This window comes from Klebsiella sp. WOUb02, from assembly GCF_050058015.1.
Lineage (GTDB): Bacteria > Pseudomonadota > Gammaproteobacteria > Enterobacterales > Enterobacteriaceae > Klebsiella.
Map to the genome: position 1 here is coordinate 2,893,333 of NZ_CP170110.1, position 25,762 is coordinate 2,919,094.

Annotated in this window: 20 protein-coding genes, 5 pseudogenes and 1 other annotated feature; of the genes and pseudogenes, 6 read left to right on the top strand and 19 right to left on the bottom strand. The window is 57.1% G+C overall.

Features of this window, described 5'->3' with window-relative positions:
- Positions 1-39 precede the first annotated feature (39 nt).
- From nhaA to dnaK, 3 genes are all read right to left on the bottom strand, one after another.
- On the bottom strand, positions 40-1,212 hold the full coding sequence (gene nhaA, locus ABOC21_RS20915; RefSeq protein ID WP_426813135.1) for a Na+/H+ antiporter NhaA: 1,173 nt from the start codon (positions 1,210-1,212) through the stop codon (positions 40-42).
- 223 nt (positions 1,213-1,435) lie between these two features.
- The gene (dnaJ, locus tag ABOC21_RS20920; protein ID WP_045860025.1) at positions 1,436-2,572 is read right to left on the bottom strand and encodes a molecular chaperone DnaJ; all 1,137 of its coding nucleotides are present in this window, start codon (positions 2,570-2,572) and stop codon (positions 1,436-1,438) included.
- Positions 2,573-2,658: 86 nt separating this feature from the next.
- Positions 2,659-4,575 (bottom strand): molecular chaperone DnaK, encoded by a 1,917-nt coding sequence (gene dnaK, locus ABOC21_RS20925; RefSeq protein ID WP_426813136.1) that lies wholly within the window; start codon positions 4,573-4,575, stop codon positions 2,659-2,661.
- 535 nt (positions 4,576-5,110) lie between these two features.
- Between dnaK and satP the strand changes: the two genes are divergently transcribed.
- Complete coding sequence (satP, locus tag ABOC21_RS20930) at positions 5,111-5,677, top strand: acetate uptake transporter (RefSeq protein WP_426813137.1); 567 nt, start codon at positions 5,111-5,113, stop codon at positions 5,675-5,677.
- A gap of 44 nt (positions 5,678-5,721) precedes the next feature.
- Here the strand turns inward: satP and ABOC21_RS20935 are convergent.
- The 3 genes and pseudogenes from ABOC21_RS20935 to tal form a co-directional block, all read right to left on the bottom strand.
- Positions 5,722-7,033: pseudogene (locus ABOC21_RS20935) on the bottom strand (MFS transporter).
- A gap of 121 nt (positions 7,034-7,154) precedes the next feature.
- Positions 7,155-7,742, bottom strand: coding sequence for a molybdopterin adenylyltransferase (gene mog, locus ABOC21_RS20940; RefSeq protein ID WP_426813138.1), 588 nt, complete (start codon positions 7,740-7,742; stop codon positions 7,155-7,157).
- A 109-nt stretch (positions 7,743-7,851) separates the two neighbouring features.
- Positions 7,852-8,805: a transaldolase gene (gene tal, locus ABOC21_RS20945; RefSeq protein WP_426813139.1), complete on the bottom strand. Its 954-nt coding sequence runs from the start codon at positions 8,803-8,805 to the stop codon at positions 7,852-7,854.
- 202 nt (positions 8,806-9,007) lie between these two features.
- Here tal and ABOC21_RS20950 point away from each other — a divergent pair, with 202 nt between their 5' ends.
- Together ABOC21_RS20950 and yaaA are read left to right on the top strand one after the other, a co-directional pair.
- Positions 9,008-10,438 (top strand): alanine/glycine:cation symporter family protein, encoded by a 1,431-nt coding sequence (locus ABOC21_RS20950; protein WP_426813140.1) that lies wholly within the window; start codon positions 9,008-9,010, stop codon positions 10,436-10,438.
- A 77-nt stretch (positions 10,439-10,515) separates the two neighbouring features.
- The gene (yaaA, locus tag ABOC21_RS20955) at positions 10,516-11,295 is read left to right on the top strand and encodes a peroxide stress protein YaaA (protein ID WP_426813141.1); all 780 of its coding nucleotides are present in this window, start codon (positions 10,516-10,518) and stop codon (positions 11,293-11,295) included.
- A 40-nt stretch (positions 11,296-11,335) separates the two neighbouring features.
- Here yaaA and ABOC21_RS20960 read toward each other — a convergent pair whose 3' ends face one another.
- The 7 genes and pseudogenes from ABOC21_RS20960 to yjjY all read right to left on the bottom strand — a co-directional run bounded on the left by ABOC21_RS20960 (position 11,336) and on the right by yjjY (position 18,095).
- Positions 11,336-11,620 carry a DUF2502 domain-containing protein gene (locus ABOC21_RS20960; RefSeq protein ID WP_426813142.1) on the bottom strand — a complete coding sequence of 95 codons (285 nt, stop codon included), beginning with the start codon at positions 11,618-11,620 and terminating at the stop codon, positions 11,336-11,338.
- A 202-nt stretch (positions 11,621-11,822) separates the two neighbouring features.
- On the bottom strand, positions 11,823-13,109 hold the full coding sequence (thrC, locus tag ABOC21_RS20965; RefSeq protein ID WP_426813143.1) for a threonine synthase: 1,287 nt from the start codon (positions 13,107-13,109) through the stop codon (positions 11,823-11,825).
- Positions 13,110-13,112: 3 nt separating this feature from the next.
- Positions 13,113-14,043 (bottom strand): annotated as a pseudogene (gene thrB, locus ABOC21_RS20970) (homoserine kinase).
- 1 nt (position 14,044) lies between these two features.
- Positions 14,045-16,508, bottom strand: a pseudogene (gene thrA, locus ABOC21_RS20975) (bifunctional aspartate kinase/homoserine dehydrogenase I).
- 25 nt (positions 16,509-16,533) lie between these two features.
- Positions 16,534-16,651: a sequence feature (Thr leader region), on the bottom strand.
- On the bottom strand, positions 16,590-16,658 hold the full coding sequence (gene thrL, locus ABOC21_RS20980; protein ID WP_071845000.1) for a thr operon leader peptide: 69 nt from the start codon (positions 16,656-16,658) through the stop codon (positions 16,590-16,592). Its footprint overlaps the feature before it by 62 nt.
- A gap of 212 nt (positions 16,659-16,870) precedes the next feature.
- Positions 16,871-17,557, bottom strand: a complete 687-nt coding sequence (locus ABOC21_RS20985) for a tRNA/rRNA methyltransferase (RefSeq protein ID WP_426813144.1) — start codon at positions 17,555-17,557, stop codon at positions 16,871-16,873.
- Positions 17,558-17,954: 397 nt separating this feature from the next.
- On the bottom strand, positions 17,955-18,095 hold the full coding sequence (gene yjjY / locus ABOC21_RS20990; protein ID WP_049268126.1) for a protein YjjY: 141 nt from the start codon (positions 18,093-18,095) through the stop codon (positions 17,955-17,957).
- Between the two features lie 95 nt (positions 18,096-18,190).
- Here yjjY and arcA point away from each other — a divergent pair, with 95 nt between their 5' ends.
- Positions 18,191-18,907, top strand: a complete 717-nt coding sequence (gene arcA / locus ABOC21_RS20995) for a two-component system response regulator ArcA (RefSeq protein ID WP_045860047.1) — start codon at positions 18,191-18,193, stop codon at positions 18,905-18,907.
- Between the two features lie 51 nt (positions 18,908-18,958).
- Here the strand turns inward: arcA and creD are convergent.
- The 4 genes and pseudogenes from creD to creA form a co-directional block, all read right to left on the bottom strand.
- Positions 18,959-20,318: pseudogene (creD, locus tag ABOC21_RS21000) on the bottom strand (cell envelope integrity protein CreD).
- A 57-nt stretch (positions 20,319-20,375) separates the two neighbouring features.
- The gene (gene creC / locus ABOC21_RS21005; protein WP_426813145.1) at positions 20,376-21,800 is read right to left on the bottom strand and encodes a two-component system sensor histidine kinase CreC; all 1,425 of its coding nucleotides are present in this window, start codon (positions 21,798-21,800) and stop codon (positions 20,376-20,378) included.
- Positions 21,800-22,490 (bottom strand): annotated as a pseudogene (creB, locus tag ABOC21_RS21010) (two-component system response regulator CreB). Before creB ends, creC begins: the two are co-directional and overlap by 1 nt.
- A gap of 12 nt (positions 22,491-22,502) precedes the next feature.
- On the bottom strand, positions 22,503-22,976 hold the full coding sequence (gene creA / locus ABOC21_RS21015; RefSeq protein ID WP_426813146.1) for a protein CreA: 474 nt from the start codon (positions 22,974-22,976) through the stop codon (positions 22,503-22,505).
- A 209-nt stretch (positions 22,977-23,185) separates the two neighbouring features.
- Between creA and robA the strand changes: the two genes are divergently transcribed.
- The gene (gene robA / locus ABOC21_RS21020) at positions 23,186-24,055 is read left to right on the top strand and encodes an MDR efflux pump AcrAB transcriptional activator RobA (RefSeq protein WP_426813147.1); all 870 of its coding nucleotides are present in this window, start codon (positions 23,186-23,188) and stop codon (positions 24,053-24,055) included.
- Here robA and gpmB read toward each other — a convergent pair.
- Positions 24,052-24,699 carry a 2,3-diphosphoglycerate-dependent phosphoglycerate mutase GpmB gene (gene gpmB / locus ABOC21_RS21025; RefSeq protein WP_426813148.1) on the bottom strand — a complete coding sequence of 216 codons (648 nt, stop codon included), beginning with the start codon at positions 24,697-24,699 and terminating at the stop codon, positions 24,052-24,054. The genes robA and gpmB overlap by 4 nt on opposite strands.
- A 113-nt stretch (positions 24,700-24,812) precedes the next feature.
- Here gpmB and yjjX point away from each other — a divergent pair, with 113 nt between their 5' ends.
- Entirely contained in the window at positions 24,813-25,328 is a 516-nt protein-coding gene (gene yjjX / locus ABOC21_RS21030; RefSeq protein ID WP_426813149.1) for an inosine/xanthosine triphosphatase, read from the top strand.
- Here the strand turns inward: yjjX and trpR are convergent.
- Complete coding sequence (gene trpR, locus ABOC21_RS21035; protein ID WP_095103919.1) at positions 25,315-25,647, bottom strand: trp operon repressor; 333 nt, start codon at positions 25,645-25,647, stop codon at positions 25,315-25,317. The genes yjjX and trpR overlap by 14 nt on opposite strands.
- Positions 25,648-25,762: the final 115 nt, after the last annotated feature.

Consider the following 25,762-nt stretch of genomic DNA (forward strand, 5'->3'; position numbering starts at 1 on the left):
ATAATGCCGCGAGAGCCTTTGCCGGCTCTCGCTTGAAGGTTAAACGGCGGCGGGAGCCGCCATCCGCATCCTAAGAATCGTATAGCCGATGACCGCCGACATGAGGGATCCCGTCAGGATCCCCAGCTTCGCCCAGGTGATTAATTCAGGGCTCACGCTACCGAAGGCCAGACTGGCGATGAAAATCGACATGGTGAAGCCAATCCCGCACAGCACGCCGACGGCCATAACCTGTTTATAGGTGGCGCCCTCCGGCAATGAAGCCCATCGGAACTTCAGCGCCAGCCAGCAGAACAGGCTAATACCCAATGGCTTACCAATTAACAATCCGGCAATAATGCCCAGCGGCAGTAGCGAGGTCAGCCCTTGAGGCATCACTCCTTGCAGCGACACGCCGGCATTGGCGAAGGCGAAAAGCGGCAAAATCAGCCAGGCCACCCACGGATGCAGAACGTGCTCAAGCTGCCTGGCCGGCGATTTGCCGTCCTGCTCCTTCAGTGGGATCATAAAGCCGACAATTACCCCGGCTAAGGTCGCGTGCACGCCGGATTTCAACACCGCGGTCCACAACACAACGCCCACCAGAATATAAATACCGGTCCGCCGTACGCCGCACCAATTGAGTGCCGCCAGCACGACGATGGCTCCGGCCGCGACCACCAGCGACAGCATCGAGAGGTGGTGAGTATAGAACAGGGCAATGATAACGATCGCCCCCAGGTCATCAATAATGGCCAGCGCCATCAGGAATACTTTCAGCGCGGTGGGCACCCGGCTTCCCAGCAGCGCCAGCACGCCCAGCGCAAAGGCGATATCGGTCGCCGTCGGAATGGCCCAACCTTGCCGGGCCAGCGGATCCTGAGCGTTAAACGCCAGATAAATCAGCGCCGGAACCACCATTCCGCCCAGCGCGGCGATCGCCGGAAAAACCGCCTGCCGACGGCTGGCCAGCGCGCCATGCAGCATCTCGCGCTTCACTTCGAGGCCAATCAGCAGAAAGAAGACGGCCATCAGCGCATCGTTAATCCACAGCAGCATGTTCTTGTTGATTTCTAACGCGCCAACGCGCAGCTGAACGGGCGTTTCCAAAAAGGAGTGATACAGACCGCTGGTGGCGTCGGTATTTGCCAACAGCATCGCCAGCACAGCGGCAAAAATGAGGACAATGCCCCCGGAAGCATCGCTACTTAAAAAACGCTGCAAATGTTTCACTTTTTACTCTCTCTATCAGGATGACTCATCGTTTAAGCTATTCTAATCGCCACAACAGATCGAAAAAATAAGATTATTATTGCCTTTTCGATCGTTTTTTACGAAATAAAACAGAAGGATCAGCAAGGTGTCCGATCGCGAGTTTCAGGCATTATTAGCAGATAGGCGGCGAGAAATAAAAAAGCCACTTTGCGATAAAGTGGCTTTTTACACAGCGCGATGATTAGCGCGTCAAATCGTCGAAGAATTTCTTCACGCCGTCAAAGAAGCTTTTCGAGCGCGGGCTGTTGTTCTCACCCGTCGGGCCGCCGAAGCTTTCCTGCAGCTCTTTCAACAGCTGGCGCTGCTTGTCGTTGAGGCCAACCGGCGTTTCAACCACCACGCGGCACAGCAGATCGCCCTGCGCGCCGCCGCGTACGGACTTCACGCCTTTACCGCGCATGCGGAACAGCTTGCCGGTCTGCGTTTCGCCAGGCACCTTCAGGTTCACGCGGCCATCCAGCGTCGGCACTTCGATCTCGCCGCCCAGCGCCGCCATGGTGAAGTTAATCGGCACTTCGCAGTACAGGTTATTGCCTTCACGCTCAAAGATGGCGTGCTGTTTGACCTGCACCTGAACGTACAGATCGCCGGCCGGAGCGCCGTGCTCGCCGGCTTCACCTTCGCCAGACAGACGAATGCGATCGCCGGTGTCTACGCCCGCCGGGATTTTAACCGACAGCGTTTTGGTTTTCTCTACCCGACCGTGACCGTGGCATTTATTGCACGGGTCTTTAATCAGCGTTCCGCGGCCCTGACAGTGCGGACAGGTCTGCTGAACGGCGAAGAAGCCCTGACGCATCTGCACCTGGCCGGCACCGTGACAGGTCGGACAGGTCTGCGGCTTGCTGCCCGATTTCGCGCCGCTGCCGTGGCAGACGTCGCACTCTTCCAGAGTCGGGATACGGATCTCTTTCGTTACGCCGCGAACCGCTTCTTCCAGCGTCAGATCCATGTTGTAACGCAGGTCAGCCCCGCGCGACGCGCGCTGACGACCGCGGCCACCGCCGAAGATGTCGCCGAAAACATCGCCAAAGATATCGCTGAAATCCGCGCCGCCGCCGAAACCACCGCCACCGCCGCCCATGCCGCCCTGCTCAAACGCGGCGTGGCCGTACTGATCGTAGGCCGCACGCTTCTGGTCATCCGTCAGGATTTCGTAGGCTTCTTTGATTTCTTTAAATTTAGCTTCGGCCTCTTTATCGCCCTGGTTGCGGTCCGGGTGATATTTCATGGCCAGGCGTTTGTACGCCTTTTTGATTTCACGCTCTTCCGCTGTTTTGGAAACGCCTAAAATCTCGTAATAATCTTGCTTTGCCATTGGTGTTTTCAGCCCCTTAACATGCGTGCACGGGCGGAGAGGAAACCTCTTCGCCCGTGCCAGTATTTTACCCGTTCAAAGGGCGATTATTTTTTATCTTTCACTTCTTCAAACTCAGCGTCGACGACGTCATCGTCTTTCGCATTGCTTTCGGAAGCTTCAGCGCCGCCAGCCTGCTGCTGAGCATGCTGCTGCTGGGCAATTTCCATCAGCTTCTGGGAAGCCTGAGCCAGCGCCTGCATTTTCGCTTCGATATCGGCTTTATCTTCACCTTTCAGGGAAGCTTCCAGCGCGGTCAGCGCAGACTCGATCGCGGTTTTGTCGTCAGCCGGCAGTTTGTCGCCCGCTTCTTCAACCTGCTTACGCGTGCTGTGCAGCAGATGGTCGCCCTGGTTGCGGGTCTGAACCAGCTCTTCGAACTTACGGTCAGATTCCGCGTTCGCTTCCGCTTCACGAACCATTTTGGCGATCTCTTCTTCGTTCAGGCCGGAAGACGCTTTAATGGTAATTTTCTGCTCTTTACCGCTGTTTTTATCTTTCGCGGAGACGTGCAGGATACCATCGGCATCGATATCGAAGGTTACTTCGATCTGCGGCATGCCGCGCGGCGCCGGGTTGATGCCGTCGAGGTTAAACTGACCCAGTGATTTGTTATCGGAGGCGCGTTTACGCTCGCCCTGAATCACGTGGATAGTTACCGCCGACTGGTTATCTTCCGCCGTGGAGAACACCTGGCTGTGCTTGGTCGGGATCGTGGTGTTCTTGTTGATCAGCGCAGTCATCACGCCGCCCATGGTTTCGATACCCAGCGACAGCGGGGTCACGTCCAGCAGCAGAACGTCTTTAACTTCGCCAGTCAGTACGCCGCCCTGAACCGCTGCGCCGATAGCAACAGCTTCATCCGGGTTAACGTCTTTACGCGGCTCTTTACCAAAGAACTCGGCAACTTTCTTCTGCACCATCGGCATACGAGTCTGACCACCGACCAGGATAACGTCCTGGATGTCGGATACGGACAGGCCGGCATCCTGCAGCGCAACTTTCAGCGGCTCGATAGAACGGTTAACCAGGTCTTCTACCAGGCTTTCCAGTTTCGCACGGGTCACTTTGATGTTCATGTGTTTCGGACCGGTGGCGTCTGCGGTGATGTACGGCAGGTTCACGTCGGTCTGCTGAGCGGAAGAAAGCTCGATTTTCGCTTTTTCTGCCGCTTCTTTCAGGCGCTGCATCGCCAGCGGGTCGTTACGCAGGTCAATGCCCTGATCTTTCTTAAACTCGTCAACGAGGTAGTTGATCATACGGCTATCGAAGTCTTCGCCGCCGAGGTGGGTATCACCGTTGGTTGCCAGAACTTCGAAGGTTTTTTCGCCGTCAACTTCGTCAATTTCGATAATAGAGATATCGAAGGTACCGCCGCCGAGGTCGTAAACCGCGATAGTACGGTTGCCAACTTCTTTATCCAGACCGTAGGCCAGCGCAGCGGCGGTCGGTTCGTTGATGATACGCTTAACTTCCAGACCCGCGATACGACCGGCGTCTTTCGTCGCCTGACGCTGAGCATCGTTGAAGTATGCCGGTACGGTGATAACGGCTTCAGTTACCGGCTCACCCAGGTAATCTTCCGCGGTTTTCTTCATTTTCTTCAGCACTTCAGCAGAAATCTGCGGCGGTGCGGTGCGGGTGCCTTTCACATCAAGCCATGCGTCGCCATTGTCTGCGGCAACAATTTTGTACGGCATGATAGAAACGTCACGCTGAACTTCTTCATCCTGGAAGCGGCGGCCAATCAGGCGTTTAATCGCAAACAGGGTGTTTTGCGGGTTTGTCACTGCCTGACGTTTAGCCGGCTGACCAACCAGAGTTTCACCGTCCTGGGTATAAGCAATGATAGAAGGCGTGGTGCGATCGCCTTCGGCGTTTTCCAGCACGCGAGCAGTAGTGCCATCCATAATCGCTACACAAGAGTTGGTAGTACCCAGGTCGATACCAATAATTTTACCCATCTAAACGTCTCCACTAAAAATTCAGTCAACATGTGGTTGTGAACCTGTAATAAGGGCGAAACGTGCGGTTTCAACTGCCCAACATCTTTTTTTTTCAGGTTCATTCACTGCGGTTGACTACAAGATGGGGTCGCCCACTGCTTCATCAAGGGGGGAAGCAAAAAAATTTTTATTTTCATCGTTCCACGAAGCCGGGCGACGACGCGAGGGTTTTGCCGATATGGCGCGAAAAAACGAGCTTCACATCGTTCATCCGCGATGGCCCTTTAAATGAATGATGATTAAAACCATACGCTTGCTGCGGAGGATTCGTCCCGACTTTGAGGGGCCTGAAGCTAAACGGATCATAGCCTTACGACCATCATCCCCCACCCGACTTCAGGCAAATGCCCGCCATCGTTCGGCCAGAGTATAAAATTGGCGAAAAATACCTCGCCAGATCATAGACAGCCTGACGACACCTCATTATTATGCCGCGCCCCACCGCCGCGCGGCGGGGTAATGCTTCCCTTTCTAATCATTATTTTGAGGAATTATGGGCAACACTAAGTTGGCTAATCCGGCACCGCTGGGCCTTATGGGCTTCGGCATGACTACTATTCTGCTTAACCTGGCGAATAGCGGCCTTTTCGCGTTTGATGTAGCTATCCTGGCGATGGGCATTTTTTACGGCGGCATTGCGCAGATTTTCGCAGGCCTGCTGGAGTTCAAAAAAGGTAACACCTTTGGTTTAACCGCTTTTACGTCCTACGGCTCCTTCTGGCTGACGTTGGTCGCGATTCTTCTCATGCCGAAAATGGGCCTGGCAGAGGCGCCGAACGCGCACTTCCTGGGCATGTATCTCGGACTGTGGGGCGTCTTCACGCTGTTTATGTTCTTCGGTACCCTAAAAGCCGCCCGGATGCTGCAGTTCGTCTTCCTCAGCCTGACCGTACTGTTTGCCCTGCTGGCAATTGGTCACCTGGCCGATAACGAAGGCATCGTTAAAATCGCGGGCTGGATTGGTTTGGTCTGCGGCGGCAGCGCCATTTATCTGGCGATGGGTGAAGTGCTCAACGAGCAGTTTGGCCGCACCATTCTGCCGATCGGCGCGCCGCAATGATCGACGATACCCTCGCCTGACGGCGAGGGTATTTCGCAGCCGCGCTAAGGCAGGCGCTGCAGTTCGCCAGCCGCAACGGCGGCATCTCTCCCCAGCCCCTGACGCAGCCAAATTCCCAGCCCCAGCCCGATCAGCGAAAGCGCCAGCACGTACCACGCCGGAGCCATCGGCGACACGCCCATCAGCATAGTGACGGCAATCGGCGTCAGGCCGCCGAAAATGGCGTAGGAGACGTTGTACGAGAATGAAATCCCGGTAAAGCGCACTTCCGCGGGGAAGGCGCGGACCATGACATAAGGCACCGCCCCCACCACGCCAACGCACAGCCCTACGGTGCCGTACAGGAGGAAAAGCTGTTCAGGCGAGGTGCCGGAAAGGTGGTAGAACGCCCAACTGGAGACCGCCAGCAGAAGGCTGCCGACGATAAAAGTTCGGCTGGCGCCAAAGCGATCGGCCGCCAGACCCGCCAGCAGGCAGCCGACACACAGCATAATCGTCGCAATACTGTTCGCCTGCAGGGTGAGGGCCGGCGCAAAGCCGTAATGCTTTTGCAGCCACACCGGCGACATCAGAATCACCACCACGATGCCGGCGGACAGGAGCCAGGTCAGCAGCATTGAGACCACCACGGCCTTCTGGTGCTTCAGCACCACGGCTTTAACCGGCAGCTCCTGAGCTAATGCTTTACGCTGCTGCATTTCGAGGAAGATTGGCGTCTCCTGCAGCCAGCGGCGTAAATACATCGCCACCAGGCCAAACGCGCCGCCCAGCAGGAAAGGAATGCGCCAGCCGCCGTCATGGATGCCCTGCGGCGTGAGGCTGGTATTAATCAGCGTCGCCACCACCGACCCCAGCAGGATCCCCACCGTTAAGCCCGCCGTCAGCGTGCCGCAGGCGATACCGATTTTTTTCTCCGGCACGTGCTCCGCAACAAACACCCAGGCGCCGGGAACCTCACCGCCAATAGCCGCGCCCTGCAGCACGCGCATCAGCAACAGCAGCAGCGGGGCGACGATCCCCATCGATTCATAGGTCGGCAGCAGGCCGATCGCCAGCGTCGGCAGCGCCATCAGCAAAATGCTCAAGGTAAACATTTTCTTGCGCCCGACCAGATCGCCAAAGTGGGCCATGATAATGCCGCCGAGCGGGCGCGCCAGATATCCGGCAGCGAAAATGCCGAAGGTCTGCACCTGGCGCAGCCACTCCGGGATATCCGCCGGGAAGAACAGACTCGCCGACGACGGCGGCAAAGAAGACGAAGATAATGAAGTCATAAAACTCCAGCGCCCCGCCAAGGGCGGCCAGCGTCAGAGTTTTATAGTCTTGTCGATTCAGAGGTCGGGTATGTTGTGACATAACGAGCTATTCATCCAGAGGTACGTAGGTGTTATCACGCAATATGTAAAGTAAAAACACTATATCGTAAATAAAACGGCACACCACCAGGATTGCAGGTTATGTCAGGAAAGCATCAAATTCAGGATAAACTTTCGCGTCTTGCGCTTTTTGGGCGGAAAGCCGCTACCACTTGCGGCGCAGTCTCGACGTAAGGCCCTTCAAGCAACTGTACACAATACGGTACGCTTGCAAAGACGCCATGCACCAGCACCTGGCCGTCGGCATCTTTGACCCCTTCCAGGGTTTCCTGAATAGCCTTCGGCTGGCCGGGTAGATTGAGGATCAGCGCCTGCTTACGGATCACCCCGACCTGGCGGGAGAGAATGGCCGTCGGGACAAAGTGCAGGCTCACCTGACGCATCTGTTCGCCAAAGCCCGGCATCACGCGATCGGCAATCGCCAGCGTCGCATCCGGCGTCACGTCGCGCCGCGCGGGGCCGGTACCGCCGGTGGTTAACACCAGATGACACCCCATTTCGTCAACCAGCTCGCATAGCGTTTGCTCGATAATCACCTGTTCATCGGGGATCAGGCGGCTCTGGATCTCAAAAGGGGTCGTCAGCGCACGCGCCAGCCACTCTTCAAGCGCCGGGATGCCTTTATCCTGATAAACGCCGCTGGAGGCGCGATCGGAGATGGAAACTAAGCCGATTCGTAAGGTATTCATCGTTATTCCGTTCAAATAGTGCAGTTAGACGGAATGATACACGCTGGAGGGAAATACAGACAGGGCTCAAAAGAAGTAGCGTGACCGGAAGCCCGGCCACGCGCAATGATTACAGCAGGTCGCCGATCATTTTTTCCAGTTTTTCCTGGTCGATGGCAAACTTACGGATACCTTCCGCCAGTTTGTCTACCGCCATCGGATCCTGGTTGTGCTGCCACAGGAACTGAGATTCGGTGATGCGTTCCGGACGGGCTTTCACTTCGCCGCTGAAGGTCAGCTTACGTTCGATAGCGCCTTCGCTTTCCGCCAGCTCTTTCAGCAGCGTCGGAGCAATGGTCAGACGGTCGCAGCCGGCCAGCTCGAGGATTTCACCGACGTTACGGAAGCTTGCGCCCATCACCACGGTTTCATAACCGTGCTGCTTGTAGTACTCGTAGATTTCGCTAACGGAAACCACGCCCGGATCTTCCGCCGGCGCATACTCTTTCTTATCGGTGTTCGCTTTGTACCAGTCAAGAATACGGCCTACGAACGGAGAGATCAGGAATACGCCCGCTTCCGCACAAGCGCGAGCCTGAGCGAAGGAGAACAGCAGAGTCAGGTTACAGTTGATGCCTTCTTTTTCCAGCTGCTCGGCGGCGCAGATGCCCTGCCAGGTAGAAGCCAGTTTGATCAGAATGCGATCGTTGCCGATGCCCGCATCGTTGTAGAGCTTGATGATGCGTTTAGCTTTAGCGATGGATGCCGTGGTGTCATAGGAGAGACGAGCGTCAACTTCGGTAGAAATACGGCCTGGAATCAGCTTAAGGATTTCGAGACCAATATTCACCGCCAGCTTATCGGAAGCGTCGATAACCTGCTGAGCGCGATCGCTGCTCTGAGCGCGGGCCCAGACGATAGCGTCATCAATCAGCTTACGGTACTCAGGGATCTGAGCCGCGCCAAGAATCAAGGAAGGGTTAGTCGTGGCATCCTGAGGCTGATACAGCTTCATTGCCGCAATATCTCCGGTATCAGCTACGACAGTGGTGTACTGACGCAGAGAAGTCAATTTATCCGTCATGATAGTGTTCTCTTAAACAGCAGTTAAGGGGATGTAACCGGTCTGCCAAGATGATAACACGCTGCCGGGTCAGCGCAACTGCGGACCATGCAAGAGCGCAGAGTGTGATAAACTCAATGAATTAATTCTCTGAATGTTAAAGGATTGTCACTAAAATGGTAACGTTTACACGCGCTTACCGACATGGGCAAGAGGATGCTTAATGCCTGATTTTTTCTCATTTATCAATGAAATACTCTGGGGCTCGGTAATGATTTACCTGTTACTGGGTGCCGGCGTATGGTTTACCTGGCGGACGAAATGCATTCAGTTCCGTTATGTTAGCCAGTTTGGGAAAAGTTTGCGCAAAAGCCTTCTGCCCCAGCCCGACGGCTTAACCTCTTTTCAGGCCCTGTGCACCAGCCTGGCCGCCCGCGTCGGTAGCGGTAACCTCGCCGGCGTGGCGCTGGCTATCACCGCCGGCGGGCCGGGCGCCATCTTCTGGATGTGGGTCTCCGCCCTACTCGGAATGGCCAGCAGCTTCGCCGAATGCTCTCTTGCGCAGCTCTACAAAGAGCGCGATGCGCAGGGGCAATTTCGCGGCGGTCCCGCGTGGTATATGGCCCGGGGCCTGGGAATGCGCTGGATGGGCGTGCTGTTCTCAATCCTGCTGCTGCTCGCCTACGGCATTATTTTTAATACCGTTCAGGCCAACTCGGTGGCGCATGCTATGGCCTATGCCTTCGATCTGCCCGGCGTTATCACCGGCGGCGCGCTGGCGCTGCTCACCCTGCTGGTTATCGTTCGCGGCTTGCGCAACGTGGCAAAAATCCTGCAATGGCTCGTCCCGCTGATGGCAATCCTGTGGGTCGCCGCCAGCCTGCTAATCGGCCTGTGGCACATCACCGCCCTGCCGGCCATTTTCAACACCATTTTCCGCTGCGCATTCGGCTGGCAGGAAGCCGCCGCCGGGGCGGTGGGCTATACCATCAGTCAGGCGTTAACCAGCGGTTTTCAGCGCGGGATGTTCTCTAACGAGGCGGGGATGGGCTCAACGCCTAACGCCGCCGCGGCCGCCGCCTCCTGGCCCCCGCATCCGGCGGCCCAGGGGATAGTCCAGATGATTGGCGTGTTTATCGATACCGTTATTATCTGCACCGCCAGCGCGGTGATTATCATGCTGGCGCCGCGCGCAGGCGGCGAGGATGGCGTTAACGGTATCCAGGCCATTCAGCATGCGATGAGCGGCCTCGTCGGCGGCTGGGGCGCCGGCTTTGTCGCCGTCATCGTGCTGCTGTTTGCCTTTAGCGCCATCGTAGTAAACTACATCTACGCCGAAAATAACCTGATTTTTCTGCGCCTTAATAGCCCTCGCTGCATTTGGGCGCTGCGGATTACCACCATCCTGATGGTCTTAACGGGAACGATGATGAGCCTTCCCGTCGTCTGGCGGCTGGCGGATATTATTATGGCGCTGATGGCTATCACCAACCTGACGGCCATCCTCCTGCTGTCGCCCACGGTGCGGCTGCTGGCCAGCGACTACCTCCACCAGCGACGGCTGGGCGTACAGCCCGCGTTTGACGCCACGCGCTACCCGGAAATTCGCCAGCAGCTGGCGCCGGGAACCTGGGACGGGCCGTCGCGCGAATAGCGCAGCAATCGCAGCTATCGCTCCCTCCGCGCTATTTTTTTGCTAAAATCGCGGAAAATCTCCCGCAAGGACTGGATATGCTGATTCTGATTTCACCTGCTAAAACGCTCGATTATCAAAGCCCGCTGGCGACGACGCGCTACACCCAGCCCGAGCTGCTGGAGTACTCTCAACAGCTTATCGGCGTGGCGCGCCAGCTTTCCGCGCCGCAGATAGGCAAGCTAATGGGCATCAGCGATAAGCTGGCGGACCTCAACGCCACCCGTTTTCACGACTGGCATCCTGATTTCACGCCGCAAAACGCCCGCCAGGCCATTCTGGCCTTTAAAGGTGACGTCTATACCGGGCTGCAGGCGGAAACCTTCGACGAGGCGGATTTCGATTTCGCCCAGCAGCATCTGCGCATGCTCTCCGGCCTGTACGGCGTGCTGCGCCCGCTGGATCTGATGCAGCCCTATCGCCTGGAGATGGGGATTAAGCTGGAAAACGCCAGAGGCAAAGATCTCTATCAGTTCTGGGATGAGACGATTACCGATACGCTGAATCAGGCGCTGAAGGCGCAGGGCGACGATGTGGTGATTAACCTCGCCTCCGACGAATACTTCCGCTCGGTCAAGACGAAGCGGCTGCAGGGCCAGATTATCAAGCCGGTGTTCCTCGATGAGAAAAACGGCCAGTTCAAGGTGATCAGCTTCTACGCCAAGAAAGCGCGCGGCTTGATGAGCCGCTATATCATTGAGAACCGCTTAACCCTGCCGGAACAGCTCGCGCATTTCGACAGCGAGGGGTACTTCTTCGACGCCGATGCTTCCGATTCCGATAAAGGCGAGATGGTCTTTAAGCGCCACGAACGCTAACCCGCTTCCCGGCCACCAACCAGCAGGCCGGGAGCGTCTCCTAGCGGTGGCGCCAGTCGCGATCCGGGCCGCGATCGTCGTGATAGCGCTGGGGATAACGATGCTCATCGTGGTGCGGATGCCAGCGGTTGTCGCGCCAGTCGTAATGATGTCCCCACCATTCGCGATCCCGCCAGCGGCCGCCGTCCCAATAGTTGCCGGAGTTATCGCGATCGCCGATCTGCAGTTTTACCGCCGGAACCAGCGTAATTTCAGCGGCGTGAACGGCCGCAGGAGCCACCAGCAGCATCGAAAGCGCAAGGATCACAGATTTCAGCTTTGACATAGGTTTCCCCTTTGTTAACAGTGCCCGCAATGGGTCGATAGCCAAAGGTTAACCCTGCGCAACGGCGCTTGTTATTCTCCGCAATCCTATTCTTCAGGCCCCGGCATTTATTGATAATTCATGCATAATTTCTCCTTTTTTGTCCGTAAAAAAACCGGGCGCCGGGCCCGGTTTGCGAAATAAACAACGTCTGTAGCCGTCGTTACGCTTTCGCCATCATCAGCTCGCGCAGCGCCGCATAGTCCGCAGGCAGGTTATGCGACAGCAGCGGCAGGTCGGCGCGATCGGCCAGCTCTTTCGGTAGCGGCAGCGTCTCCTGGAGGATCTCTTCGACGCTCTCCTTAAATTTCGCCGGATGCGCGGTACCGAGGAACAGGCCATATTCACCCGGCTGCAGCTGGTCGCGCAGCGCGCGCCAGGCGATGGCCGCATGCGGCTCCGAGGTGTAGCCGATGGCTTTCAGCTCGCGCATCGCCTCTTTGGTCGTCTCGTCGTCCACGGTCGCGTAGCCCAGCTCGTTCAGGCGCCAGGTTTTACGGCGGAACAGCTCTTCAACGCGCGGCCAGTTGTTAGGCTGGCTGACGTCCATGGCGTTAGACAGCGTCGCCTGAGTGGCATTCGGCGCCCAGTTGCCGTCCTGCAGGAAGCGAGGAACGGTATCGTTGGCGTTGGTGGCGGCGATAAAGCGCTTAACCGGCAGACCCAAAGACTTCGCCAGCAGGCCGGCGGTCAGGTCGCCAAAGTTGCCGCTTGGCACCGAAATCACCAGCTGATTACGCGCTTCCTGCGGCAGCTGCGCGACCGCTTCGAAGTAGTAGCAAATCTGCGCCAGCAGACGGCTGATGTTAATCGAGTTGGCGGAGTTCAGGCCCAGCGCGGCCTTCAGCTCTTCGTCGTCGAAGGCCTGTTTCACCAGCGCCTGGCAGGCATCGAAGTCGCCGTCGATAGCCACGGTTTCAATGTTGCCGCCCAGGGTGCAGAACAGCTTCTCCTGCAGCGGGCTAATCTTGCCGCGCGGATAGAGAATCACCACCTTCACGTTTGGCAGACCGTAGAACGCATGGGCTACCGCCGCGCCGGTATCGCCGGACGTCGCAGTCAGGATAGTTACCGGTTTGTCGCCTGCGATATGGGTCAGCATCTGGGCCATGAAACGGCCGCCGAAGTCTTTAAACGCCAGCGTCGGGCCGTGGAACAGCTCAAGGCAGCCGACGTCATCCTGCACCTTGCTGACCGGAGCCGGGAAGGTGAAGGCCGCGCCGATACGCTCCTGCAGGACCGCCTGCGGGATCTCTTCGGCAATAAATGCCGCCAGGATCTTCGCGCTGCGGGTGACAAAATCCAGCGCCAGCATCTCATCGATTTCGGTCAGGCTAAATTCCGGCAGATCGTGCGGAAAAAACAGCCCCTGATGCTTACCAAGCCCCTGCGTGACGGCCTGCGCAAAGCTGACCTGTTCGTTATGATCTTTTAAGTTATAGAGTTTCATTGGTTATCCCACTACTCGTGCGCCCGCCGTGTCCAGCCGGCAAATATGAACAAAACCTTCGTGATTCTGCAGATAATGCGTACCCAGCCAGTCGGCGACGCGCTGCGCGGTTTCCGGCTTATCGCACAACGCAAACAGCGTCGGACCAGAGCCGGAAATTCCGCAGGCCTGCGCGCCAATCTCCAGCGTCGCCTGCCGCGCTTCGCTGAAGCCCGGCAGCAGTTTGGTGCGATAGGGTTCGGCAATCACATCTTTCATCAGTTTCGCTGCCAGCTGCGGCTGGCGGGTATAGCAGGCGTGAATAAAGCCCGCCAGATGACGACCGTGAGCAATACAGTCCTGCCGGCGATACTGAGCCGGCAGAATGGCGCGCGCTTCCGCCGTCGAGACTTTAATGCCAGGGTAGGCCAGCACCCACAGCCACTCGTCAAAACCGGGCACCTGCTGGCTGATGATGTCGTTTTCTTCGATCATCGAGCTGCATGCCGCCCAGATAGCACGGCGCGACGTTATCGTAATGAATGCTGCCGGAGATGCGCCCTTCCATTTCGCCCATCAGCGCCAGCATCCGCGTTTCGTTCAGCGGCTTGCCGCAAAATTCATTCATCGCCACCAGCGCCGCCACCACCGAACAGGCGCTGGAGCCAAGGCCGGAGCCAATCGGCATATTTTTTTCCAGCACCATCGCCACCGGAACCTTCCGGCCAATCTCTTCGCAGAAACGCTCCCAGCACTGATAAACGATATTCTCCTGCGCCACCGCCGGCAGTTTACTGGCAAAATGGCCGACGTTTTGCAGGCTGAAGCTGGCGGCCGCCTCAACCGAGACGTTGTCCCCCAGCAGCGTACCGTCAACCGGCGTGACCGCCGCGCCCAGCACATCAAACCCGACGCTCATATTGGCACTGGAAGCCGGGGCATATACTTTGACCATCTTAAACTCCTAACTTCCATGACAGGGTACGCAGCAGGTCGGCGAATACGCCGGCCGCCGTCACATCGTTACCCGCGCCATAGCCGCGCAGCACCAGCGGCAGCGGCTGATAATAGTGGCTGTAAAAGGCCAGCGCGTTCTCACCGTTTTTGACTTTAAACAGCGGATCGTTCCCGTCCACCGCGGCGATTTTCACGCGGCAGGTTCCATCCTCTTCGATATTACCGACGTAACGCAAGACTTTACCTTCATCGCGCGCTTTCGACACCCGCGAAGCAAATTCGTTATCCAGCGCAGGCAGGCGCGCCATAAAGCTGTCGACGTCGCCGCTGGCATCAAACGCTTCAGGCAGAGCCGACTCAACGATAATGTCCGACAACTCCAGCTCGCGACCGGTCTCACGGGCCAGGATCAGCAGCTTGCGGGCAACGTCGACGCCGGAGAGATCGTCGCGCGGATCCGGTTCGGTATAGCCCATATCCCGCGCCAGCGTCGTCGCCGCCGAGAGCGTCATCCCCTCGTCCAGCTTGCCGAAGATAAACGACAGCGAGCCGGAGAGGATGCCGGAGAAGTGCAGCAGTTCATCGCCGGCGTTGAGCAGGTTCTGCAGGTTCTCGATAACCGGCAGGCCGGCGCCGACGTTGGTGTCGTAGAGGAATTTACGTCTTGAGCTGCTCGCCGCGTGACGCAGCTGATGATAGTAGTCCAGCGATGAGGTGTTGGCCTTTTTATTCGGCGTCACCACGTGGAAACCTTCGCGCAGGAAATCAGCGTACTGATCGGCGACCGCCTGGCTCGAAGTACAGTCAACGATCACCGGGTTCAGCAGGTGATACTCTTTCACCAGGCGAATCAAGCGGCCGAGGTTAAGCGACTCTTTCGCTTCGGCCAGCTCAGCGCGCCAGTTTTCCAGATTCAGGCCGTGGACGTTGGTCAGCAAAGCCCGGGAATTGGCGACGCCGCACACCCGCAGGTCGATATGCTTGTTCTTCAGCCAGCCCTGCTGACGCTTGATTTGCTCAATCAGCGCGCCGCCAACGCCGCCAACGCCGATAACAAACACCTCGATGACCTGGTCGGTGTTGAACAGCATCTGGTGGGTGACGCGGACCCCGGTGGTGGCATCGTCATTGCTGACCACCACGGAAATGGAGCGTTCGGAAGAGCCCTGGGCAATCGCCACGATATTGATATTGGCGCGGGCCAGCGCGGCGAAGAACTTGGCTGAAATACCGCGCAGGGTACGCATACCGTCGCCGACAACGGAAATGATCGCCAGGCGATCCATGATCGACAGCGGCTCCAGCTGCCCCTCTTTCAGCTCCAGATAAAACTCCTCCTCCATCACCCGTTTTGCCCGGGCGCAGTCGCTTTGCGGCACGCAGAAGCTGATGCTGTACTCGGAAGAGGACTGGGTGATCAGGACCACCGAAATGCCGGCGCGGGACATGGTGGCGAAGACGCGGGCGGCCATGCCGACCATGCCCTTCATACCCGGGCCGGAGACGTTGAACATCGCCATATTATTGAGGTTAGAGATCCCCTTCACCGGCAGGCCGTCGTCATCAAGGCTCGCGCCGATAAGCGTACCCGGCGCCTGCGGATTGCCGGTATTTTTAATCAGGCAGGGGATCTGGAACTGGGCGATAGGCGCAATGGTGCGCGGGTGCAGAACCTTCGCGCCGAAGTAGGAGAACTCCATCGCCTCCTGATAGGACATCGACTTCAGCAGGCGGGCATCCGGTACCTGACGCGGATCGCAGGTGTAAACGCCGTCGACGTCGGTCCAGATTTCACAACAGTCGGCGCGCAGGCAGGCGGCGAGTACGGCGGCAGAATAGTCGGAGCCGTTACGGCCGAGAACCACCAGCTCGCCCTTTTCGTTGCCGGCGGTAAAACCGGCCATCAGCACCATATGGTCTGCAGGAATCTGGCTGGCGGTAATGCGGCGGGTAGATTCGGCGATATCGACGGTGGATTCGAGATAGTGACCCACGGCTAGCAGTTTTTCGACGGGATTGATCACGCTGACCTTATGGCCGCGCGCTTCGAGAAGGCCGGCCATAATCGCGATGGAGAGCTTTTCACCGCGGCAAATCAGCGCCGCGTTAACGCTATCCGGGCACTGGCCAAGCAGGCTGATGCCGTGCAGCACGTGCTTTATCTGGGAGAACTCCTGCTCGACGAAAGTTTTCAGTCTGCGCCAGCGCAAAGCCCGGCTGAGCATCGGCGAGCCCCTGCAGCAGTTCGGCAAAAATGCGTTCAGCGTCAGCGATATTGGTGAGCGCGTCCTGACCGCCGATGGTTTTTTCAATCATCGCGACCAGATGGTTGGTAATTTTCGCCGGGGCAGACAGTACGGTCGCTACCTGCCCCTGCCTGGCATTGCTCTCCAGAATATCGGCAACACGCAGAAAACGTTCCGCATTTGCCACTGATGTACCGCCGAACTTCAACACGCGCATGGTTGTTACCCCTAGATTTTTTGTCGAAAAAAAAGCCCGCACTGTTCAGGTGCGGGCTTTTTTCTGTGTTTCCTGTACGCGTCAGCCCGCACCGTTACCTGTGGTAATAGTGGTGGTGATAATCGTTGTAATCATGCCGATGCGTTTCATGGATGTTGTGTACTCTGTAATTTTTATCTGTCTGTGTCCTGTGCCTATATTGGTTAAAGTATCTGCCGGCTTAAGTCAATGAATTTCTGTTTTTCGCCGGTTTTCACGCACCTGGGCAATGCGCCAAAATGCACCGCTCATTCATCCCTGTTCGCACAGTCGCGCGACTTCAATCAGCAGAAAAAACCATACCTAAAACTTATGGCAGAACTTTACTCCGGAAGGTTTTTTTCAATATCGTGCAGCAAACGATGGAGCATCGCCGTATCGCGCTGCTGCAAAAGCCCGATCCGCTGCTGTAGCCAATCGGTGAGCTTTACGTCTTCCGCGACGCCAAGGCGGGTCAACAGATCGAGGGTTCGCAAACGCAGCGCCTGCAGCTGGTTTTCATCGACGCTCGCACAAACGGCGGACGCCTGCTGAACCAGGGAGGTCAGCTGATAGCAGTAGACCATCACCGACTGGCCGAGGTTGAGCGACGGGTAGTCGGCAACCATCGGCACGCCGGTCAACACGTCGGCAAGGGCCAGCTCCTCGTTGGTCAAGCCGGAATCTTCCCGGCCAAACACCAGCGCCGCGTGATTCATCCACTGCGCCTTCTCCTCCATCAGCGGCAGGAGCTGCTGCGGTGTGACGTAGTAATGGAAGCGCGCCCGGCTGCGGGCCGTGGTGGCGACCGTAAAATCGACATCGTGCAGCGCCTGCGCCAGCGTTGAGTAAGTGCTTATATTATCGAGAATATCTCCGGAACCATGGGCGACCCAGCGCGCCGCAGGCTGCAAATGGGCATCGCTTTCAACGATCCGCATATCGCTAAAACCCATCGTTTTCATCGCTCGCGCGGCCGCGCCAACGTTCTCTGCCCGAGCCGGGGATACTAATACAATAGATACGCGCATTGTGCTTCTCTTCTACTCTCTCAGGGGGCGAAAATGAAAGTTATCCCTCATTTTACGCGGCGAAAATTTACAAATTTGCAACAAGTATCACTAAAATTGCGTTCGATCACCCTTAAAAAAAACTAAACTATTTCCAACCAGCCGCAACACGAGGTATGTTAACAGAACGCTTTTATCCATATGTTTGCCAATGAGATTTCCCAGCGGATACCGTTTCAGGCGTTGGATTCAGCATATTTATCAGTTTCTCCACGCAACCATTTGAGCTGTGTAATGTTTGTGACTATAAATAGCATTTTAATACGATGATTTCACAAGACTGTTAACGTGCTACAATTGAACTTGATATATGTCAACGAAGCGTAGTTTTATTGGGTGTTCAGCCTCTCTTAGCCTGTTATATTGCTGTTAAAATGGTTAGGATGACAGCCGTTTTTGACACCGTCGGGTCCAGAGGGAAAGTACCCACGACCAAGCTAATAATGTTGTTGACGTTGATGGAAAGTGCATCAAGAACGCAATTACGTACTTTAGTCATGTTACGCCGGACATGTTAATTTGCGACATGTACCAGGCAGGTCAGGGACTTTGGTACTTCCTGTTTCGATTTAGTTGGCAATTTAGGTAGCAAACATGCAGACCCCGCACATTCTTATCGTTGAAGACGAGTTGGTAACACGCAACACGTTAAAAAGTATTTTCGAAGCAGAAGGTTATGATGTGTTCGAAGCGACCGATGGCGCGGAAATGCATCAGATCCTGTCTGAAAATGATATCAACCTGGTAATCATGGATATTAACCTGCCGGGTAAAAATGGTCTCCTGCTGGCGCGTGAACTGCGCGAACAGGCGGACGTCGCGCTGATGTTCCTTACCGGCCGCGATAATGAAGTTGATAAGATTTTGGGCCTTGAAATTGGCGCAGATGACTATATCACCAAGCCATTCAACCCCCGTGAACTGACAATCCGCGCGCGCAACCTGCTCTCCCGTACCATGAATCTGGGTACCGTAAGCGAAGAACGCCGCAGCGTAGAAAGCTACAGGTTCAACGGCTGGGAACTGGATATCAATAGCCGTTCTCTGGTCAGCCCGAACGGTGAGCAGTACAAGCTGCCGCGCAGTGAATTCCGCGCAATGCTGCACTTCTGCGAAAACCCGGGCAAAATCCAGTCACGCGCTGAACTGCTGAAGAAAATGACCGGCCGTGAGCTTAAGCCGCACGACCGTACCGTAGACGTGACCATCCGTCGCATTCGTAAGCATTTTGAATCAACTCCGGATACGCCGGAAATCATCGCTACCATTCACGGTGAAGGTTACCGCTTCTGTGGCGATCTGCAGGAATAATTAAATCTTCCCGCAGCAATAACGTAAAACGGCGCCCAGGGCGCCGTTTTTTTATTTCCAGATCCTGAACTTATCGTCCCCCCCGCCGGCGGGTTGCTCCGCTTTTTTTGGCTTCTGAGACGATAGCGCATACCAGTCAACGTGGCGGGTCAGGAACATCAGCGCGCTTAGCGCCAGCAGCAGTACGCCAGTCCCGAGCAGCAGCGCGCTATCTTCCGAACGCAGCAGCATCCACATAACGCTATCCAGCAATAATAGCGCGCAGACGAAGAGCAGGCTGTTGCGCCAGCCTTTCAGCACGGCGTGCAGATACACGGCGTTGATCAGCGCCCCGATCGCGCTGGCGGCAATCCATGATGGCGTAAAGCCAATATGTTCCGAGAGCGCCAGCAATACCAGGTAGAACATCACCAACGACAGGCCAACCAGCAGATACTGCAGAGGATGCAAACGATAGATCGTTAGGCTTTCGAAAACAAAGAAAGCCATAAAAGTCAGCGCAATCAAAAGAATGGCATATTTAGTCGCCCGATCGGTCAGCTGATATTGATCGGCGGGCGTGGTGACGTTTACGCTGAAAGCCGGCAGTTGACTCCACTCAACCTCCCGATCGTCAACAAAGAACTTCGCCATATTGTTAGCAAACCAGCTACTTTGCCAGCGGGCGCTATAGCCCGAAGCGCTGACCTCGCGGCTAACGGGAAGAAAATCGCCAAGAAAACCGGGATGCGCCCAGTTGCTTGCCAGATGCAGCTCGCTATTGCGCCCAACGGGCACCACCGAAAAGCTTCCCGTTCCGTTCAGGTTAAGGGTGAACGCAAGGTCCAGCGTTTTCTGCTGCGCCGACAGCGGCGGCAGACTGCATATGAATCCCCTCTCCGCTGCCGCTAAGGCCCAGCCCGGGCTCCACGGGCAGCGTCTCGCCGCCTATCTCCGGCGCTTCAATAGCGCCAATTCCGCGCGCATCGCTAACGCCGACCACCACAAAAGGCTTACCCAGCGTAATATTATCTTTTTTGAGTTCAGCCAGCCGGGAAGTATCAAACTGGGCCCTGATCCCGAGCGTATTGTGCCAGATTTGCCCCTCATAAATGCCGATTTGCCGGGACTCCACGTTTTGCTTCCCGCTTATCGCCAGCGATTCCGGTAGCCAGTAATGCAGCCAGGTCTGCTGATATTCGACCTTTTTATTATCCTCAAGACGGCTCAGCGTCTCGGTGACGGGGATGGCGATCAGCGGCCCGGTCAGCTTTTGCGCGCCGCTGGTGCTGCTCTCCAGCGCATCCACAACATCGCTACGATAGTCCGCCCGCTCGACGATCAGCTGCCGGACCATCATCAGGGGGATAGATAACAACATAATGCACCCCAGCAGGGTGCCCATTTTCCAGAATAGCGGTGATTTCAACATAGCGTCCTCCTCGGTGAAGCGCTCACCTTAAACGGGCTATGTGGGGAGAGTTTGAAGCTATGTGAAGGGACGGTGAAGTATCAGCACCGCGCGGACACCGCCTTCCGGGCGATTGCTCAGCTCAATATCCCCCTGATGCAGCCGCGCCACCTCGCGGACAAAAGCCAGCCCCAGGCCGCTGCTTTTATGGCCATTATCGCGCGGGAGCGAATAGAAACGTTCAAAAACGCGTCCGAGCGCATAATCCGGGATACCGCTGCCGCTATCGCTGATGGTCAGCGCCACGCCCGCTTCCTGCGGCTCCGCGCTCATGACGATCTCCCCTGCCGCGGGGGTAAAATCTATAGCATTATCCAACAGATTGCCCAGAGCCTGCGCCAGCAGCTCGCCGTCGCCCTCAGCCATCAGGCCGCTCTCCTGCCAGCGCAATCTGATTTGCCTCACCGCCAGCACCGCCTCGCGCTCCTCGGCTAGCTGACGGAAAAGGCTATCAATCGCCAGCGGCTGGAGGGTGATCTCCAGCCGGTTCTCCAGCCTCGCCTGGCGCAGCAGCTTTTCTATCAACGACTGCATGCGCGCATTCTGCGTAAGAATATTATCGGTGAAACGCGCGGCGACCTCCGGCGGCGGCCCTTCGCGCAGGATCTCCGCGGCGCCTCGAATGGCCGCCAGGGGGCTTTTCAGCTCATGCGTTAAGGCGTGAACGTAGTTTTCAATGGTGTTTTTCCCTTCCAGCTCGACGCGCATGCTTTCCAGCGCCAGCACCAGCTTGCGCAACTCGCTACTGCCAACGTCGGGCAGCGGAAGCGGACGGTCGGCGGCGACCGAATCGGCGTAGCGCACCAGCTTACCGATCGAGAAATTAATCCACCAGACCATCAGCGAGCCGACCAGCAGTGCGATCCCCAGCAGCGCCCCGCCGGCCCAGAGTATTCTCCGCTCGCTGCGCTGAATCACCGGCGCCATCGCCTGGTTGGGTTTACTGACGCTAAGCACCCCGATAATACGGCCGCCATCGGTAACCGGCGCGGCAACGTACATCACCGAACTGTCCGTGTCGTTGGGGTCGGCCAGAGTGCTGCGCGCGCCGTACTCACCGCGCAGGGTCAGCCAGACGTCATTCCAGCGGGAATAATCCTGCCCCACCGCTTCTCCCGCTGAATCGAAAACCACCTTGCCCTTCTCATCCGTCAGGTAGACGCGATACTCGTTGCGCGTTTTGCTGATGCCCGCGATATTCGCCTCAATCGGCCGCTGGTACAGCGCCTGAAACGCCTGGGCCAGGCGCCCCCGCTGCGGCTGAGCGGAAAGCAGGTCCTGGCGCGCCAGCTCCGCCAGCAGAGTGGCGGTGTCAATCAGCGTACCTTCCGTCGCCCGGCGCACTCCGGGCTTGATCTCCTGGACGAAAATGAACAGCACGAACCATGCCGCAATCGCGACAATCAGAAAATAGCCCAGCAGCAGCCGCATGCCGATTCGCATCAGGCGCCTCCCAGGCTATATCCCATGCCGCGATGTGTATTAACCGGTGAGAGATGGGGGTTTACCTCGCGCAGCTTGGCGCGCAGGGTTTTGATATGGGTATCGACGGTGCGGTCGAAGCTTTCATGCGCATCTCCCCACACCCTGTCCATCAGCTGCTGGCGGGAAAAGACCCGCCCGGGCGAGTGCAGGAGCGTTTTCAGCAGCAGGAATTCATAGCGCGTCAGGGATAGCGGCTGGCCGCACCATGTGACCCGCACCGCGGCCTCGTCGAGCAAAAATTCGCCGACCCGCAGCACCGCGGAAGGGGCCGCAAACTTTTGCACCCGCCGCAGAACGGTGCGCACTCTGGCGCAAACCTCGCGCGGCGAAAAGGGCTTCGCGATATAGTCGTCAGCGCCTATTTCAAGACCCAGCAGCTTATCCACCTCTTCGCTACGGGCAGTGAGGAACAGAACCGGCAGCGTCGGATAGCGGCCCAGCAGACTGACGACACAGCTCAAAACCGCTGATGTCGGGCAGGCCCACGTCCAGAATGGCCAGGTCCGGCATCTGCTGGCGGGCGGCGTCGAGCGCGGGCAGACCGCGCTCAAAAACGCTCACCACAAAGCCTTCCTGCTGGAGCATGTAGACCAGCGCGTCGGCGATACTCTGCTCATCCTCCACCAACCAGATCCGCGGCTGCAGCATCGTCGCTCCCTGCTATTTATTCCACGGCATAATCGGCACGGCGCTGAGCGCATTCTTCGGCGATCCATCGACGACCTTATCGGAATAGCTCATGTAGATCAGGGCATTGCGTTTGCTGTCATAAAAACGGACGACCTGCAGCTTTTTAAACACCAGCGAGGTGCGTTTCTGGAACACGACTTCGCCCTGCGACTTGCCGTTTTTGATTTTATCGGTCACTTCAATCGGCCCGACCTGCTGGCAGGAGATCGCCGCGTCAGAGGTGTCTTCGGCCAGCCCCAGACCGCCCTTAATGCCGCCGGTTTTCGCCCGGCTGATATAGCAGGTGACGTTCTGCACGTCCGGATCGTCGAAGGCTTCAACGACGATCTTATGGTCCGGGCCAAAGAGTTTGAAGACGGTATCCACCGAGCCAATCTGTTCCGCCTGAGCGGCCTGGCAGCCGGCCAGTAAAAGCAGTCCAATCATTAACTTCTTGTATTTCATATTGTTACCATTTTTTAGATTTTCCCCGAGCGATGATTATTGGCTCAATGGAAAAGGTTTATAGATCACAGCTTTACAAAAATAGCAGGCGCTTTCGCTGACACATCGCATTTAAAGGCAAAAAAAACACTGAATGCTAAAACATCAAAAAATGCTATTATCCGCTACCTTAAGTAGCAGGCACCTAAGTTTAAGGATGAGGACATTTTATGGATCAAGCAGGGATTATTCGCGATCTCCTTAGCTGGCTGGAAGGTCACCTGGATCAGCCGCTGTCGTTGGACAATGTGGCAGCGAAGGCCGGTTATTCCAAGTGGCATTTGCAAAGAATGTTCAAAGACGTGACCGGCCATGCTATAGGTGCCTATATCCGCGCGCGCCGTTTATCAAAATCGGCGGTGGCGCTGCGCCTGACCGCGCGTCCGATCCTCGACATCGCGCTACAGTACCGCTTCGACTCCCAGCAGACGTTTACCCGAGCGTTTAAAAAACAGTTCTCCCTGACGCCTGCGCTCTACCGCCGCTCCCCTGACTGGAGCGCTTACGGTATGCGTCCTCCCCTGCGTCTGGGCGAATTCACCATGCCGCAGCATGAGTTTATCACTCTGAACAATACGCCGCTGATTGGCGTCACCCAGAGCTATACCTGTAAGCTGGAGGAGATCTCTGACTTCCGTAACCAGATGCGCGTGCAGTTCTGGCGGGATTTCCTCGGCAATTCGCCGTCGATTCCGCCCACCCTCTACGGCCTGCATGAACCGCGCCCAAGCCTTGAGAAAGATGACGAGCAGGAGGTCTTCTATACCACCGCCGTGACGCCTGAGATGGCCAGCGGTCACCTGCACAATTCGCATCCGATCGTCCTCGAAGGCGGTGAATATGTGATGTTCACTTATGAAGGATTAGGGAGCGGGCTGCAGGAGTTTATCCTGACGGTGTACGGCACCTGCATGCCGATGCTGAACCTCACCCGCCGCAAGGGCCTGGATATCGAACGCTTCTTCCCTCAGGATGAAAACCGGGATCAGGATACGCCGATTCAGCTGCGCTGCGAGTATCTGATCCCGATCCGCCGCTAGCGCTGCAGTTCGTCCATCGCGGGGGCATCAAGATGCGAAATATCCCCCGCGGTCTCCACCACCCAGCCTGAAGCCAGCCACGGGCTTTGCTGATAATCAACGCGTGAAATTGAACAGTTACGCAGGCGCAGCCGACGTTCGGCGTGCGCGGGCAGGCCAAGAATCGTACTCACCAGACAGCCCAACGCCATCCCGTGACTCACCAGCAGCGGGCGGCTCCCTTCAGGCAGCTCCAGGCAGGATGCCAGGGCCGCGTGCATACGCTGGCTAAGCTCCTGCATCGACTCGCCTTGCGGAATACGTCCGTCCGGGGTGCCGTTAACCAGCTGACGACGCCAGTCCTCCTCCTCCGCGCTCAGCGAATCAATATGGCGTTTCTCAAGAACCCCCATATCCAGCTCGCGCAGGCGTGAGTCGAGGACAACGCTACAGCCGCAGGCTTCCGCGATAATTTCTGCCGTTCGGCGCGTACGTCCTAAATCGCTGGCAATAATATGCGTAATGTTCAGCGTTCTGGCGCGTTCGCCAACCTGCCGGGCCTGGCGCTCACCGTGGGCGGTTAGCGGACTGTCGGACTGGCCCTGAATACGTCGCTCGGCGTTCCACTGCGTTTCACCGTGGCGAACAAGGTGTACCTGTAACATGCTTTTTATCCGTTCTGTGCTCTTCACAATTTCAGCTAGCGGGCCGGCGGCCTGCAGCGAAAACGATTTGGAGTATACTGCGATGACGTTAATTTATTCTGAGTTGTTTGATTATGCACCATGTTGTCTCAGCTACCACTAATCCCGCCAAAATTCAGGCAATTCTGCAGGCTTTTAACGAGATCTTCGGCGAAGGATCCTGCCACATTGAGTCCGTCTCCGTCGAGAGCGGCGTGCCGGAACAGCCGTTTGGCAGCGACGAAACGCGCGCTGGCGCACGAAATCGACTGGCAAATGCGCGGGCCGCGCGCCCGAATGCCGATTTCTGGGTCGCCATTGAGGCCGGAATCGATGACGGCAGTACGTTTAGCTGGGTGGTTATCGAAAATAGCCTGCAGCGCGGTGAAGCGCGCTCGGCCACCCTGCCGCTGCCGGCGGTCATTCTCGAGCAGGTCCGCGCCGGCGCGGCCCTTGGGCCGGTGATGTCACAGCACACCGGCATCGATGAGATCGGTCGTAAAGAGGGAGCTATCGGCATCTTTACCGCCGGTAAACTTACGCGCAGCAGCGTGTATCATCAGGCGGTCGTGCTGGCGCTTAGCCCGTTTCATAACGCTATTTATCGTTAACGTTCAGCAGCGCCTGCTCCAGCCACTGGCGCAGCTCGGCGGGCGCCGATTTCAGGCTATTCGAGCCGCGGGTGATGGTGGCAATCCCGGCGCCGAGCTCGCTTTTCAGCTCGCGCTGGCTCATCTCCCCGCGCAGCAGCTCTTCAATAATCCGCACGCGGGTGCCCAGCGCCTCGCGCTCATCGGGCGTCAGCATCAGCTGCAGCAGCGGCAGGTGCAGATCGTCGGCGTACGCCTGCTGAAGTAGGGCCACGAAGCGAAGCCACTCCTGATGACGTTGTTCGGCCACCGCCGCGGAATAAGGGGATTGTTGGGTCATGTTGCGCCGCCATGTTAAGGCCGACGGTTCGAACTGTCGGGCGTATGTACTCATTAACGAGTACAAAGCATAGCATACTCCGGTCAATACTCTATCGATTTCGGGCGGCATAGCA